Annotated in this window: 14 protein-coding genes; 7 read left to right on the forward strand and 7 right to left on the reverse strand. The window is 59.0% G+C overall.

The window, feature by feature from the left end:
* Position 1 precedes the first annotated feature (1 nt).
* The 6 genes from betA to IEX40_RS11835 all read left to right on the forward strand — a co-directional run bounded on the left by betA (position 2) and on the right by IEX40_RS11835 (position 6,262).
* The gene (betA, locus tag IEX40_RS11810) at positions 2–1,753 is read left to right on the forward strand and encodes a choline dehydrogenase (RefSeq protein ID WP_188748443.1); all 1,752 of its coding nucleotides are present in this window, start codon (positions 2–4) and stop codon (positions 1,751–1,753) included.
* Between the two features lie 91 nt (positions 1,754–1,844).
* A complete protein-coding gene (locus tag IEX40_RS11815; protein ID WP_188748445.1) occupies positions 1,845–2,819 on the forward strand; it encodes a choline ABC transporter substrate-binding protein in 975 nt (324 codons plus the stop codon).
* A 14-nt stretch (positions 2,820–2,833) separates the two neighbouring features.
* Complete coding sequence (gene choW / locus IEX40_RS11820; protein WP_188748447.1) at positions 2,834–3,682, forward strand: choline ABC transporter permease subunit; 849 nt, start codon at positions 2,834–2,836, stop codon at positions 3,680–3,682.
* Between the two features lie 13 nt (positions 3,683–3,695).
* Entirely contained in the window at positions 3,696–4,889 is a 1,194-nt protein-coding gene (gene choV / locus IEX40_RS11825) for a choline ABC transporter ATP-binding protein (protein WP_188748449.1), read from the forward strand.
* A 137-nt stretch (positions 4,890–5,026) separates the two neighbouring features.
* A complete protein-coding gene (locus IEX40_RS11830) occupies positions 5,027–5,713 on the forward strand; it encodes a TorF family putative porin (RefSeq protein WP_188748451.1) in 687 nt (228 codons plus the stop codon).
* A gap of 120 nt (positions 5,714–5,833) precedes the next feature.
* Complete coding sequence (locus tag IEX40_RS11835; RefSeq protein WP_188748453.1) at positions 5,834–6,262, forward strand: hemerythrin domain-containing protein; 429 nt, start codon at positions 5,834–5,836, stop codon at positions 6,260–6,262.
* Here the strand turns inward: IEX40_RS11835 and IEX40_RS11840 are convergent.
* From IEX40_RS11840 to IEX40_RS11870, 7 genes are all read right to left on the reverse strand, one after another.
* Entirely contained in the window at positions 6,259–6,696 is a 438-nt protein-coding gene (locus tag IEX40_RS11840) for a GGDEF domain-containing protein (protein WP_188748678.1), read from the reverse strand. The two genes, IEX40_RS11835 and IEX40_RS11840, sit on opposite strands and share 4 nt — an antisense overlap.
* A 43-nt stretch (positions 6,697–6,739) precedes the next feature.
* A complete protein-coding gene (locus IEX40_RS11845) occupies positions 6,740–7,618 on the reverse strand; it encodes a HAMP domain-containing protein (protein WP_188748455.1) in 879 nt (292 codons plus the stop codon).
* Positions 7,619–7,736: 118 nt separating this feature from the next.
* Positions 7,737–8,459, reverse strand: coding sequence for a DNA/RNA nuclease SfsA (gene sfsA / locus IEX40_RS11850; protein WP_188748457.1), 723 nt, complete (start codon positions 8,457–8,459; stop codon positions 7,737–7,739).
* An 83-nt stretch (positions 8,460–8,542) separates the two neighbouring features.
* Entirely contained in the window at positions 8,543–10,261 is a 1,719-nt protein-coding gene (locus IEX40_RS11855) for a PAS domain-containing hybrid sensor histidine kinase/response regulator (RefSeq protein WP_188748459.1), read from the reverse strand.
* 32 nt (positions 10,262–10,293) lie between these two features.
* Positions 10,294–10,779: an STAS domain-containing protein gene (locus tag IEX40_RS11860; protein WP_188748461.1), complete on the reverse strand. Its 486-nt coding sequence runs from the start codon at positions 10,777–10,779 to the stop codon at positions 10,294–10,296.
* Positions 10,772–11,956 (reverse strand): response regulator, encoded by a 1,185-nt coding sequence (locus IEX40_RS11865; protein WP_188748463.1) that lies wholly within the window; start codon positions 11,954–11,956, stop codon positions 10,772–10,774. The genes IEX40_RS11860 and IEX40_RS11865 overlap by 8 nt, the downstream gene beginning before the upstream one ends.
* Before the next feature lie 314 nt (positions 11,957–12,270).
* Positions 12,271–12,888, reverse strand: a complete 618-nt coding sequence (locus tag IEX40_RS11870; protein WP_188748465.1) for a LysE family translocator — start codon at positions 12,886–12,888, stop codon at positions 12,271–12,273.
* 307 nt (positions 12,889–13,195) lie between these two features.
* Between IEX40_RS11870 and IEX40_RS11875 the strand changes: the two genes are divergently transcribed.
* A complete protein-coding gene (locus IEX40_RS11875) occupies positions 13,196–14,827 on the forward strand; it encodes a BCCT family transporter (protein WP_188748467.1) in 1,632 nt (543 codons plus the stop codon).
* Positions 14,828–14,869: the final 42 nt, after the last annotated feature.

A 14,869-nucleotide genomic window follows, 5' to 3' on the forward strand; every position in this document is an offset into this window, starting at 1 on the left:
GATGAACGCTTTCGATTACATCATTGTCGGCGCCGGTTCCGCCGGTTGCGTACTGGCGAACAGGCTCAGCGCTGACGGTCGCACCTCCGTACTGCTGTTGGAAGCGGGCGGCTCCGATCGCAGCCTGTTTATCCAGATGCCGACCGCCCTCTCCTACCCGATGAACAACGAGCGTCACACCTGGCAGTTCCATGCTGAGAAGGATGCGGGAATCGACGGCCGCGCACTGCACTGTCCGCGCGGCAAGGTGCTTGGCGGCAGCTCCTCAATCAACGGCATGGTCTACGTGCGCGGCCACGCCTGCGACTTCGACCAGTGGGAACACGCCGGTGCCAGCGGCTGGAGCTACCAGGACTGCCTGCCCTACTTCAAGCGTGCCGAGACCTGGTCCGAGGGCGCCGACGACTACCGTGGCGGCGATGGCCCACTGGCCACCTGCAACGGCAACGAGATGTCACTGAACCCGCTGTACCAGGCTTTCATCGATGCCGGTGAGCAGGCGGGATATCCGAAAACCGCCGACTACAACGGTTATTGCCAGGAGGGCTTCGGCCCGATGCACATGACCGTGCGCAGTGGCGTTCGCGCGTCCACCTCCAACGCTTATCTGCGCGAGGCGCTGGCCCGGCAGAACCTGACGCTGCAGCAGGGTGTCACCTGCCGCCGCGTGCTGCTCGACGGCAAACGCGCCAGCGGCGTGGAGTATGAGTTGAATGGCAAGGTGGTACAGGCATCGGCCAGCAAAGAGGTGATCCTCAGTGCCGGTTCCATCGGCTCGCCCCATCTGCTGCAACTGTCCGGCATCGGCTCAGCTGAAGTGCTGAAACAGGCGGGTGTTGAGGTCAAGCATGAGCTGCCCGGCGTCGGCGAAAACCTGCAGGACCACCTGGAGGTCTACTTCCAGTACCGCTGCAACGAAAAGATCACCCTGAACGGCAAACTGGACCTGCTCAGCATGGGCCTGATCGGCAGCCGCTGGATGCTGTTCAAGGATGGTTTGGGCGCCACCAACCACTTCGAATCCTGCGGCTTCATCCGCTCCCGGGCCGGGCTGAAGTGGCCCAATATCCAGTACCACTTCCTGCCTGCGGCGATGCGCTACGACGGCCAGGCCGCATTCGATGGCCACGGTTTCCAGGTCCATGTCGGCCCCAACAAGCCGGAGAGCCGCGGCACGGTACGCATCAAGAGTGCCGATCCACATGTCGCCCCCGAGATCCGTTTCAACTACCTGAGCACCGAGCAGGATCAGCAGGACTGGCGCGACTGCATCCGCCTGACCCGCGAGATCCTCAATCAGCCGGCGCTGGATGGCTACCGTGGCGAGGAGATCCAGCCCGGCGCCAGCATACAAACGGACGAGGAGATTGACGCCTGGGTGCGCCAGAACGTGGAGAGCGCCTACCACCCCTCCTGCTCCTGCAAGATGGGCGCGGCCGACGACCCGATGGCGGTGGTCGATCCTGAGTGCAGGGTGCGCGGACTTGAGGCCCTGCGCGTGGTGGACTCGTCGATATTCCCGACCATTACCAACGGCAACCTGAACGCGCCGACGATCATGGTGGCGGAGAAAGCCGCCGACCTGATTCTGGGCAAGCAACCCCTTGCCCCCTCCGACGTGCCGGTATGGATAGATGACAAATGGACCGAGCGTCAACGTCCCGGCAGAGCGGCTCGTCCCGCTGCGGGGGCGACTACCGGCAGCTCAACCGCCGGACAAAGCCAATACCTGCCACTGGAGGTATCCAACTAACTATCTGGTCAGTAGAGAGCATCAGCTCCACGGCCCTTTTTGATCCTTTGCAGTGCCCCATAAAAAGACTAATAGCATAGAGGTATCAACGATGAAGAAAGCGAGTAGCCGTAATAACAGCATCCGCGTCAGTATCTACCGTGCCGGTGCAGCACTCACGCTGAGCACTGCACTCTCGCTGACAACCCAGGCCCAGGCAGCAGACTGCTCCACCGTACGTTTTTCCGATGTCGGCTGGACCGACATCACCGCCACCACGGCCATCACCAGTGAAGTGTTGCAGGGTCTTGGCTACAGCACGAAGACTCACCTGCTGTCGGTTCCGGTCACCTACACCACCATGGCCAACGGCTCGATCGACGTATTCCTCGGCAACTGGATGCCGACCATGGAGGGCGATATCGCCAAGTATCGCGATAACGGCACAGTGGAAACCGTACGCGCGAACCTAGAAGGGGCCAAATACACCCTGGCGGTGCCCAAGTACGTCTACGACGCCGGGGTTCACTCTTTTGCCGATCTAGCCAAATTCGCCGACCAGTTCAAGAACCGCATCTACGGCATCGAACCGGGTAACGACGGCAACCGCCTGATCCAGGATATGATCGACGCCGACGCTTTCGGCCTGAAGGGCTTCAAACTGGTTGAATCCAGCGAAGCCGGCATGGTGTCCCAGGTCTCCCGTGCCGTTAAGCGCGAGGATTGGGTCGCCTTTCTGGGCTGGGCACCACACCCGATGAACTCAAACTTCGAGATCGAGTACCTCTCCGGCGGTGATGACTACTTCGGCCCCAACTACGGTGGCGCAAACGTCTACACCAATGTGCGCAAGGGCTATACCGGGGAGTGCCCCAACGTGGGCAAGCTTCTCACCAACCTCAATTTCAGCCTCAAGCTCGAAAACGAAGTCATGGGCCTGATTCTCGACGAAGGCCAGCAACCAGACGCAGCTGCCCGCAGCTGGCTGAAAGCGAATCCCGACGTGCTCAATAGCTGGCTGGCCGGGGTCACCACCCTCGACGGTTCAGACGCACTCACCGCGGTTCGTTCGCATCTTGGACTTTAAAACGGGTAATCAACATGAACTGGCTAACCGAACATAAACTGCCGCTCGGCGCGGCGATGGAAAATTTCGTCGACTGGCTGACGATGCACGCCTCCTGGCTGTTCGACGCCATATCCGGTTCACTGGAGTGGATGATCCTCAACCTGGTCACGCTGATGCAGTGGTTTCCGCCGACTGTGCCGATTTTGGCGACTGCGGCCATCGCCTGGTTCTGGCACCGCAGCATCGCGCTGGTGATTTTCGTTACCTTCGCACTACTGCTGATCCTGAATCTGGGCTACTGGCAGGAGATGCTGGAGACCTTCGTACTGGTATTGGCCGCTACCACCCTCTGCGTTCTGATCGGTGTACCGCTTGGCATCCTGGCCGCGCACAAACCCTGGGTCTATACCCTGCTGCGTCCGATCCTGGACCTGATGCAGACCATACCCACCTTCGTCTACCTGATCCCGACGCTGGTGCTGTTCGGCCTCGGTGTGGTGCCGGGCCTGATCTCCACCATCATCTTCGCCATCGCTGCACCGATCCGCCTGACCTATCTGGGCATCGTCAACGTACCTGAAGAACTGATGGAAGCGGGCAAAGCGTTCGGCGCCACGCCGAGAAAACTGCTGTTCAAGGTGGAGCTGCCGGCCGCCATGCCACAGATCATGGCCGGCATCACCCAGTGCATCATGTTGTCACTGTCGATGGTAGTGATCGCGGCACTGGTCGGCGCCGACGGCCTCGGCAAACCGGTGGTGCGCGCGCTGAACACCGTCAATATCTCGCAAGGGTTCGAAGCCGGACTGGCGATCGTACTGGTCGCCGTGATCCTCGACCGCCTGTGCAAGGCGCCGGCAAGCCGTGCCGCGAAACGCTAAAAGGGGTAGAAAAATGAAAGCAGTCAGCATTCGCAACCTGGACGTAGTATTCGGCAACAATGTGCCACGCACTCTGGGCATGCTCGATCAGGGCAACACCCGACAGCAGATACTGGAAGCCACCGGCGATGTCGTGGGTGTGCACGACGCCAACCTGGAGGTAAACCAAGGCGAGATCTGTGTGTTGATGGGGCTCTCCGGATCCGGTAAATCCAGCCTGCTGCGCGCCGTCAACGGCCTTAACCCGATCAGCCGCGGCTCGCTCGAAGTCCGTGACGGTGACCGGATGGTCAACATGGCCGGGTGCCAGGGGCACAGCCTGCGTCATATGCGCAGCAAGCGTATCTCAATGGTATTCCAGAAGTTCGCCCTGATGCCCTGGCTCAGCGTGGTCGATAACGTGGCCTTCGGCCTTGAGATGCAGGGGATAGGGAAAAACGAACGGCGCAAACAGGCGATGGAGAAGCTGGAGATGGTGGGCCTGGCCGAGTGGCACAACAAGCTGCCACATGAGCTCTCCGGCGGAATGCAGCAGCGCGTCGGTTTGGCCCGTGCTTTCGCCATGGACAGCGATATCCTGTTGATGGACGAACCGTTCTCGGCGCTGGACCCGTTGATCCGTACCCAGCTACAGGATGAGTTGATATCCCTGCAGCGCCAACTGCACAAAACCATACTGTTCGTCAGTCACGATCTGGACGAAGCGCTGAAGATCGGCTCCCACATCGCGATCATGGAATCGGCACGCATTATCCAGCACGGTGCGCCCGAGGATATCGTACTCAACCCAAGCAACGCCTATGTGGAGAAGTTCGTCGCCCATACCAATCCACTCAACGTACTGCGCGGCCGCTCACTGATGACCGGCATCAACAGCCTGAGCTGCGAGAACAACCGTCTGTTGCTGAATGCCTACGACCAGAGCCATGTACACCTCGACGCCGGTAAACCGGTCTCAGCCCAGAGCAATGGCCAGGCACTCGAAATCAAGCAGTGGCAGGACCACTACCTGCTCGACGAGTTGCGCGAGAACATGCTGATGGTCGCCAACCCCGATATCTCCATGCGCACCGCCATCGAGCTGCGCTACCGCACCGGGCGGCCCGTGTTGCTCAGCGATGGTGACCGCCTGGTGGGCATGCTCTCGGACAAGGACTTCTATCACGCGTTGCTGGGCAAGCACTTCACCCAAACCGAAGCCGCCTGACTCAGATGAAGGTTGCGCCTATCCCCTGGGAGATATTGTGGGGCTCAGGGCGCGACCTTTAGATTTCCGCCGTTACCGCACAAAACCGCAACCGGCGATATGTGATCAAACCCAACCAACGATCCAAGGAACGTTCAATGAAAAAGGTTTTTCTTAGTGTGTTAGGCGCCCTGGCAATCACCCCGGCGTACGCAGTGGAAACCTCGGGTACCATCGGCTTCACCAGCGACTACCGCTATAACGGTATCTCCCAGACCGCTGGCGATCCTGCGATTCAGGGCAGTCTCGACCTGGCCTTCGACAGTGGCCTCTATGCCGGCATCTGGGGCAGCAACGTGGATTTCGGTGATGATGCCAATCTGGAGATCGACTACTACATCGGATACGGCAACGACATCACCGACGACCTGAGCTACGACGTCAACTACGCCTGGTACACCTACCCCGGCTATGACGCTGCCGATGCTGATTACGGCCAGCTCAACCTGAGCCTCTACTACGGCAGCGCCTCCGTGACTTACGGCTATGCCAACGACTACTTCAACAGCGGCGAAGCCGGTCAGTACATCGCCGTCGACTACAGTCACCCGCTGCCCTACGAGATGAGTCTTGATCTGCACGCCGGTCACAGTTTTGGCGACTACTGGGGCAAAGTGGATATCGATGACTACGAAGATTATTCCATCGGCCTGTCCGGCAGCTTCGCAGGTCTCGACCTGTCAGCCGCGTACATCATCACCAGCATCGACAGCGAAGACGAGGTCGACTCGGGTCTGTTCCGCAACGATAACGCGCTGGTTGTCAGTATTTCCCGCACCTTCTAAGGCTCTCCTTGCCTTTATACCCCCCTTGACGGGAGTCTTCGCGACTCCCTTTTTTACCTTGCCCCCTGTATACGCCTGTTAGACAATCGCCCCCACAGCCTAAAGATGCATATCATAAATATGAAAAGATCAGCGGAGTTAAGAGCGCTGTCCAGCGACCATCACCGGGCTCTGGTGCTTGCCAAGCAGGCAAAACAAGCGACTGCCGAGAACGAAGCGGCGCTGGCCAAACTCTGGCTAGAGATCGAACGGGCCTACCGGTCGGAGCTGGAACCGCATTTCGCGATTGAGGAGCGATATCTGTCGGAACCGTTGATGGAGCTCGGCGAGACAGCCTTGGTCGAGCGTCTGCACAAAGAGCATCGTCGTCTGCGCAGCTATTTTGCAACGGATGCGGATCACAGCCTGAACGCCCTGCACGCCTTTGGCGAACTGCTGGCCCGGCATGTACGCTTCGAGGAGCGGGAGTTTTTCAACATTGCCGAGTCGCGGCTCAGTACGGAAATCCTTGCTGCAGTGGAACACACCAGTGAGCACAGACAGCCTTAACCTGGTACTCGCTTAGCCGAGCCCGACGGCGCATCTGATTCACTATCGTCACGCCACGCCGCCACCCGATTGCGGCCCTGCTGCTTGGCTCGATACAGTGCTTCATCCGCACTTTGCAACAGCGCCTCATAACTGGTGCCGTGTTCGGGATAGCTGGCGACCCCCAGGCTCAGAGTAACCCCGGCCGAACGTCCATCCTCCAGCCGAATCTCCAGCGCCTCCACGGCCTGCCTGACACGTTCGGCGGTGTTGCGCGCGCCATCCATATCGCACTCCGGCAATACCAGTACCAGCTCCTCGCCACCATAACGGCAGGCCTGGTCCACCTCGCGCAACCCCTCGCTCAATGTTGCCGCAACCTCCCGCAACGCCTGGTCACCGGCCAAGTGGCCGTACCTGTCGTTAAACTGTTTGAAGTGATCGATATCGCACATGATCAGGCTCAGCGGGTTGCCGTAACGTTCGACGCGACCGATCTCATTGCTTCAAAATGCGGTCGAACTCACGCCGGTTGTGCAGACCGGTGAGCTCATCCGTACGTGCAGCCAGCAGCAGTGCCTGTTCCTGGGAGTGGATCCTGTCGGTCATCAAATTGAACGCCTCGGCCAGATTGACCAGTTCGCTCGGCAGTTCAATGTCGATCCGGCTCTCGCGGTCCCCTGCCGCAATACGTTTGGCTCCCGCCAACAGCTGGTCCGTACTTTTCACCAGGGAGCGGTTGATCAACAGGACGCCGATACCGGCAAACAGCAGCGACAATGCAAAACCTATCACAACCAGCAGTTCCGACCGTTCAAAGTCTGCCAGTGCGATGTCATGAATGCGCTCATTTTCACGACGCAGATCCTCGAAGATGACTCCGATATCCTGGCCAAGTCGGTCCATTCCCGCCTCGAAACCCTGAATCCGCCGGGAAGCCAGAGACGCAACACCCAACGGCGGTGTCGTCATGATTGATCCGGCCAGCAGGTTCAACTCGTCCCAATCCCGCTGCAGCGTTGCCATATCGCGCGACGTCGATTCGTATACGCCGACTGCCTGAGACAGGCTGGCGATGCCCTGGGTAATGTCGTCCAGCTCCCGCCGATAGTTGTGCGCGTGTTGATTCTCGCCGGTCAACGAATAGTCGATCACGTCCCTGGACATACCCCAGAGAGACAGCTGGATCTTTTGCAGTGGCTGCAGAATCTCGCGCTGCTCGCGTGACACCTCAATCAGGGGGCGGGCGATCGATTTTTCGTACAGGAGATAACCGAAGACCGAAAACAGCAGAATAGGGACGATAGCCAACGCCATGCCCGTTGCCAGCCAGAACTTCAGGGAACGTCGCCGCCAGAACGCTGAAATATGTCTCACTGAGTTCACCATCTTTCCCGAGGTCCTTCGCAGGATATGGTCCTCAGTGTAGGCAAAAAACGCTCGATGCTCTTACTGGAGACCAATATTTGCCGGGTTGATCCGCGTCCAGGCGGTCTCACAACAGGATATCGAGCGGCTCCAGCAAGGCGATCCGCTCTGCCGATATCGATGTCTTCCACGCCAGCACATCAACCCCGCTATCGCCAGCCTCGCGCAGCAGCTCGCCGTAGCGGGCATCCACCTCGTCCGCAGGACGGAAGGCCCGCGCACCGCTGTGCTGGACACAGAACAGCAGTACCGCCCGCTTGCCGCAGGCCACCACCTGCATCAGGGTCTGCAGATGTTTCTGTCCGCGCTCGGTGACCGAATCGGGAAAGGCGATCACGCCATCATCCGGATCATCCGGACCCGGCCCCAGTGTCACGTTCTTGACCTCGATGAAGGTGTGCGGATCTGAGCGTTTACCCAACGCCAGATCGAAGCGGCTGTCGTTAAACCTTACCTCCCGCTCCACGCCATCGTCGGGCGAGAGCGCGGAGATCAAGCCGGCGCGGATCGCCTCCTCCACCAGTGAGTTGCTACGTCCGGTGTTCACCCCGGCCCAATGACCATGCGCTACCTGCACCGCCTCCAGGGTGTGCCGATACTTACGCTTGTCATTCCCACTATCGGAGATCAACGCCGCCTGTTCCTGGCCGGGCAGCACGCCGTTCTTCATCGAACCGGTATTCGGGCAATGCACCGTTATCTCGCTGCCATCGGCGCGGCGCACATCGGCCATGAAACGCTTGTACCGGCGTAACAGAGTGACCGGCTCCAGAGGGGGATCGAAAATCACAGGGTGTTCCTGGCTCAAAGGCAAAGGAGGGAAGCTTCGGCAACTGCGCGCCTCCCGTCAAGCGGTGCCGATAGCCGCCGCACCTAACGGCCGCCTGCTGGTTTGCTTTCATCCAGAACAGTGCGGATCTGCTCCGCCAGCTCATCGATGGCGTAGGGTTTGCTGATCAAGTGCACCTGCTGATCCAGCTGTTCGAGCTGCGCAATCGCATTGCCAGTATATCCCGAGGTGTAGAGTACCGGCAGATCCGGACGCAATCTCCTGGCCTTTCTGGCGATATCGGGACCGTGCATACCACCGGGCAGCACCACATCGGTAAACAGCAGTTCGATCGCAGGGTCGTTTTTCAACAGCGACAGGGCCGCCGGGCCATCTGCCGCTTCAAGCACCTGATAGCCCAGACTGCGCAGAACACGAACGGCCAATGCCCGCACATCGGGCTCATCTTCAACCACCAGAATCCGTTCGTGTCCCGTGCGGTTGGGGGGGCGCTCCGGCTCAGCGTGAATAACCTCGCCGCCCGCAGGCGCCAGGGGCAGAAAGAGTTTGACCGTGGTGCCCCTGCCCTCGACGCTGTATATCTTCACATGTCCGCCGGACTGCTTGGCGAAACCGTAGACCATCGCCAGCCCCAGTCCACTGCCCTGCCCCACCTCCTTGGTGGTGAAAAAGGGTTCGAACACTCGTGACAGGTTAGCCTCCGAGATGCCGCTGCCGTTGTCCGACACCGCCAGTACGACATAAGAACCGGGCTTGAGATCCCCCTCCAGTGCTGCCGTTTGCTCGTCGAAGCGGATTGTTGAGGTCTCGATCAGCAGGCGTCCGCCCAGGGGCATAGCATCCCGCGCATTGACCGCCAGATTGAGCAGGGCCACCTCCAGTTGAGATGGATCAGCCAATGCCTTGGGCAAGTTATCCATCGTCCTGACATCGAGTTCTATCGACTCACCCAGAGTGCGCCTGAGCATGCTGACGATCCCCTGCGCCAGTGCGCTCAGGTCGATCAGTACCGGCTGTAACCGCTGACGGCGGGAGAATGCAAGCAGGGTGCGATTCAACTCCGCACCGCGCCGCCCCGCTTGCAGCGCGGCATCGATCAGTTCCCGGGCCAGTTCGTCATCCCTGCAGTGTCCGGCGAGAATCTGCAGGTTACCGTTAATGATGGTGAGCAGGTTGTTGAAATCATGCGCCACGCCACCGGTGAGCTGGCCGACAGCCTCCATCTTCTGCGCCTGGTGCAAAGCCTCCTCAGCGCTCCGCCGGTCGGCCATCTCCTCCTGCAACGCTTTATTGGCAAGTTCCAGTTCGGCAGTACGCTCCCGTACCCGGGTTTCCAACTCTGTCTTTGCCTTGCGCAGAGCCTGCTGTACCGCGCGTCGGTCACTGATATCACGAATCGACGCGGACACCAGCACGCCATCGGCGGTTTCCAGCGGGCTAAGACTGATCTCCACTGGAATCTCACGGCCATCCTTACATCGGGCCGCCAGGTCCAGGCCTGAGCCCATTGGCCGCACCTCGTGGTTAGCCAGAAAGTGATTACGGTGGTCGACATGCCGAGCCCGTGCCCGCTCCGGAACCAGCACCTCGATCGACTGGCCGATCAGCTCCTCCTTGCGATAACCGAACAACGGCGCAACCTGGGCATTGACCAGTACGATTCGCCCCTGCTGGTCGACCACAACCACCGCGTCCGGTGCCGCCTCAAGTAGGCGCCGGTAGCGCTCCTGTGTGGCGTTTGCTTCCGCCAGCGCTGCTTCCAGCTGCTTGATTTTACTGTCGATATCCTGGTTCACCGCCATCCCACCGCCATTGCGCCAGCCCGAGAGGGTACTCAGTTCTGCTCACGTGTCAGCGCATCCACAACGCTTTGGAACTGCTCGCGATTACCGGTCGAGAGCTCACAAAGCGTACGATGAGCATCGAGTATGGTTTGCCGCATCCCCGCTTCATCCGGCTCGATCCTGGGCACCACCTCGTCGGCACTCATCTGTGCCGAGCCCGCCACCATAAGGCAGTAGCGATCCAGGCAGAGTGCGCTGAGCAGTTCGTTGATCTCGTCGTTGGTACTGAAGATTACCGGCTTGCCGCCACCGGCTACGGCAAGCAGCCGTGTAATCTTGGCCAACAGCCCGATACCCGTGCTGTCGATTGATTGGGTGGCGTTCAGATCGATACAGACACTTTTCGGCGGTTGTGCGGTAAAGGTTTGATCCAGAAACGTATCCAGCCCGTGCGCCAGGGTATAGCGGATTGAGCCTTCGAAGCGCAAAGCCAGATCGTCACCGGATCTGGCGAAACTGACTTTTCCTTCATCCATTTGCGGATATCCTCCGTATCGAAAGAATACTGGCATCGTCCGGTAACGAGTTACACTCCACCAAGCCGATCTCCACGGCCAGTGCTTCAGCATCCCTGTCGTCCCGGGCGGCCACCGAAGCCAAATGCTCCTTGCAGCCATGCAGGTCCGCCTGCGGCAGCGTGTCCAGTACACCATCGGAATACAGCGTCAGCGAAAACCGCTCGCCGATACTGCGCTTGGCACAGGTATAGCTTGCCTCGTCGAAGAGACCGACAGGCGGGCTTCTATCGCCAACGACCTCCACCTGATCGCCGTCAAAGCAGTAGGGAAAGGGGTACTGACCACCGATGCCGTAGGTCAGCGAACACTTCTTCGTATCGACAATGGCGTAGAACATGGTCAGGTACTTGCCGTGATCGCCCTGTAACAGTTCGCCGTTGAGCGCCTCAAGCAACGCCGCAGGATCCAGCAATCGTCCATCGCGGTAGCGGCGAAAGTTCTCCAGATAACGCGACATCAGGTGTTTGACCATCACCGTGATCAGCGCGGAGGAGATGCCATGGCCGGAAACATCCACCATATAGAAGGCGAAGCGGTCACGGTCGATGGCGAAGTAGTCAACGAAATCGCCGCTGAGCAGTGATGAACTCTTGATATGGTGGCTGCACTCATACTCGCCAAAGCGCTGACGTTGCGGCGGCATCAATGCGAACTGCACCCGTCGTCCTGCCGATTCATCCTCGCGAATCTTTCCCAGGCTCCTTTCAAGCTGGCTATTGGCCCGCTCCAGGTACTGTCGGTAGTTACGGTTCTCTTCGATCAGTCGGCTGCGCTCCAGCGCTCGCTCGACTGCATGGCGCAGCACCTCCAGATCGGGCAGCGGTTTGGTCAGGAAGTCCGATGCACCCAGTTTCAGCGCCTGGATCGCGTCGTGCATCTCGCCAGTGCCGGAGACGACAATCACCGGCAGAGCCTCATAACGCCGACGCAGGGCCTCAAGCAGCTCAATTCCATCCATATGGCCGGGCATACGTAGATCACAAAGCACGAGTGCCGGTAACGCCTGATGGCAGGCTTCCAGTACCTCGCTGCCTTCGGCGCTGGTTTCAACCAGGTAGCCGAGCGTGCGCAGGTAGCGTGCGAACAGGTCCCGAACAGCCCGGTCATCATCGACGATCAGTATAGGTGCCGACAAAAAGCGATCTCCTCCGTTCCCTGATGGCGGAATTGTGCTGCTTATCTGTGACCAGGGGATGACCCAGGCTCTGACGCGGATCGTGTCCCTGAACCCTGCGCTCACCTCTTACCGGTGAACCCAACGACTCTTCCGATGCAGCACTACGCCAGCCGACTGATGACAGTCAGCCGGCCTGGATATCTTTCGAGGGGCGCTATGACATTAGCCCCGTATTACACAGGGTTAATGTCATAGTGTTTTAGTAGGATAAGAATAGACAGGCTATTACGGAATTTCTACCGGTTTCGAGGGAACCTACCTATCCTTTAGTATCAGTTTCGGCTCGCCAGGTAGACACCCGCCAGCGCCATGACCGACCCGGAGGTGCGATTCATCCCCTTCACCGCACGCTGGGAACGCAGATAACGGCGGGCTTGGGCGGCGCTGAATGCAATCAGCATAAGCCCAGCCAATAGCCCGACGAAGGTCAACAGCGACACCAAAACCATCCCTTCACCGCTGAGTGCGGTGACATCCATGAAGGTGGGCAGAAAGGCGATGTAAAACAGAATCACCTTGGGGTTGGACGCGGAGATCAGGAATCCCTGTGTCAACGCGTGCAATGCATCGCGTCTATCGGGCGTCGCAGACGCCTCTATCACTGTGACTGGCGCGGTCCACATCTTCCAGCCCAGGTAACAGAGGTAACCCGCACCCAATAGACGGATCACCGTAAACACCTCCCCCCAATGGGTAGCCAGTGCGGCCAAGCCCAGGCACGCCAGCAACAGATAGATGATATCGCTGACAATCATCCCCACCGACAACGGCAGGCAGCTCCATGCTCCGCGCTGCAAGGCTCGGGCTATGATGGCGAAGACGCCCGGTCCTGGCGTGATTCCGAAAATAAATACCGCAATCAGAAAACTGACAGCACTCTCAATGCTCATACAATGATTCCATGGTCGTGACTGCGCCTGTTCGCCACCATGCCTGATTAGCATGAGGACAATTCACCACGCTTGGCTAAACTTATAATTAAAAAAATAGAGCAGAGCAAAACTTGAAGATGGCCAGCCCCACCCCGTCCGCTATATCACGTTGCGGCCCATCAGCACGCCAATTTGCATTGGCGCGGCGCCATCCTGATACTATTACGTTCCTGACTAACTGGCCAAGTTATTGCTTGTACCGCAATAGTCTCGGCATACAGGTCATTCAGAGCAACTCCCCCCACCAACACCAAGGAGAGTCGATATGACGGATTCCAAAGATCCGATGATACCCGACGGCGAGGTCAACCCCTACGATACCGACTACCAGATTGGCCAAGACAATGTTGTGGTCAATGTAGGACCTTTCGGACTGGATATCCATAACCGAGTATTTGCCATCTCCGGGCTGACGATTGTCGCTTTCGTCGTTCTGACATTGGCATTTCAGAATCAGGTCGCACCGTTGTTCGGTGGATTGCGCAGCTGGCTGACGACCAATCTGGACTGGTTCTTTATAGGCGCCGGCAATATCTTCGTCATTTTAAGCTTGGTGCTGGCGTTTTCGCCACTGGGCAAGGTCCGCCTGGGTGGCACCCTGGCCACGCCGGACTACAGCTATCTCGCCTGGTTTTCCATGCTCTTCGCGGCCGGCATGGGCATCGGCCTGATGTTTTATGGCGTATCCGAACCCCTGTCGCACTTCTCCAGTTCCCTGGGCGGCACCAGCGTTGAGAACGGCGTACGCACAGACTGGGCACCTTTGGGCGCCGCCGTGGGTGACCCCGAAGCCGCCCGCCAACTGGGCATGGCCGCAACCATCTATCACTGGGCGCTCCATCCCTGGGCGATCTATGCAATGCTGGCCTTGGGCCTGGCACTGTTTTCGTTCAACAAGGGCTTGCCGCTGACGATGCGATCGGTGTTCTATCCGCTGCTCGGTGAATCCGTGTGGGGATGGCCGGGCCATATCATTGACATATTGGCAGTGTTTGCCACGCTGTTCGGCCTAGCAACCTCACTCGGCCTAGGCGCTTCGCAGGCGGCGTCCGGTCTAAATTACCTGTTCGATATCCCCATGGGCGCGACCACCCAGGTCATCCTGGTCATCGGAATCACCGCCATCGCTACCATCTCGGTTTTTGCGGGTCTCGAAGCGGGCGTTAAGCGCCTGTCAGAGATCAACATGATCCTGGCCGCGCTGTTGCTGCTGTTTGTGATTATTGTCGGTCCAACGCTGGCGTTGATCACCGGCTTCTTCTCCAACTTGGTCTCCTACCTGGAGTACCTGCCGGCACTGGCTAACCCCATCGGACGAGAGGACGCCAACTTCGCCGCTGGCTGGACCTCCTTCTACTGGGCCTGGTGGATCTCCTGGTCACCGTTCGTCGGCATGTTCATCGCCCGTGTATCCCGCGGTCGAACCGTTCGCGAGTTTATGATCTCGGTGCTGCTCATCCCCTCCCTGGCCTGCGTGTTGTGGATGACCGTATTTGGCGGTACTGCCATCCATCAAGTTGTCGACGAGGGCTACAGAGCGGTAGCAGATGCGGAGCTGCCGCTGCAGCTTTTCACTATGCTGGATGCGCTGCCTATGGCTCAGATCACCTCGTTCATCGGCATAATCCTGGTGGTGGTGTTCTTCGTCACCTCGTCGGATTCAGGCTCGCTGGTCATCGACGTAATCTCAGCAGGCGGTAAGGTAGACGCACCAACACCCCAGCGCGTGTTCTGGTGTACCTTCGAAGGACTGGTGGCGATTGCACTGATTCTGGGTGGCGGCTTGGTCGCTCTCCAAGCAATGGCGGTATCCACCGGGTTCCCGTTCACCATCGTTCTGCTGGTCGCATCGATATCGGTGATTAAAGGACTGGTAACGGAGCCCAGGCTGAGCTAATAAACATCGTACGTTAGAACGGGGCGGATAGTAGGCAGTCAC

The sequence above is a fragment of the Marinobacterium zhoushanense genome, from assembly GCF_014641945.1.
Classification (GTDB): domain Bacteria; phylum Pseudomonadota; class Gammaproteobacteria; order Pseudomonadales; family Balneatricaceae; genus Marinobacterium_D; species Marinobacterium_D zhoushanense.

Bases quoted from the DNA above. Each gene is read 5' to 3' on its own strand.
- betA (WP_188748443.1), top strand. From the start codon at position 2: ATGAACGCTTTCGATTACATCATTGTCGGCGCCGGTTCCGCCGGTTGC.
- IEX40_RS11815 (WP_188748445.1), top strand. From the start codon at position 1,845: ATGAAGAAAGCGAGTAGCCGTAATAACAGCATCCGCGTCAGTATCTAC.
- choW (WP_188748447.1), top strand. From the start codon at position 2,834: ATGAACTGGCTAACCGAACATAAACTGCCGCTCGGCGCGGCGATGGAA.
- choV (WP_188748449.1), top strand. From the start codon at position 3,696: ATGAAAGCAGTCAGCATTCGCAACCTGGACGTAGTATTCGGCAACAAT.
- IEX40_RS11830 (WP_188748451.1), top strand. From the start codon at position 5,027: ATGAAAAAGGTTTTTCTTAGTGTGTTAGGCGCCCTGGCAATCACCCCG.
- IEX40_RS11835 (WP_188748453.1), top strand. From the start codon at position 5,834: ATGAAAAGATCAGCGGAGTTAAGAGCGCTGTCCAGCGACCATCACCGG.
- IEX40_RS11840 (WP_188748678.1), bottom strand. From the start codon at position 6,696: ATGTGCGATATCGATCACTTCAAACAGTTTAACGACAGGTACGGCCAC.
- IEX40_RS11855 (WP_188748459.1), bottom strand. From the start codon at position 10,261: ATGGCGGTGAACCAGGATATCGACAGTAAAATCAAGCAGCTGGAAGCA.
- IEX40_RS11860 (WP_188748461.1), bottom strand. From the start codon at position 10,779: ATGGATGAAGGAAAAGTCAGTTTCGCCAGATCCGGTGACGATCTGGCT.
- IEX40_RS11870 (WP_188748465.1), bottom strand. From the start codon at position 12,888: ATGAGCATTGAGAGTGCTGTCAGTTTTCTGATTGCGGTATTTATTTTC.
- IEX40_RS11875 (WP_188748467.1), top strand. From the start codon at position 13,196: ATGACGGATTCCAAAGATCCGATGATACCCGACGGCGAGGTCAACCCC.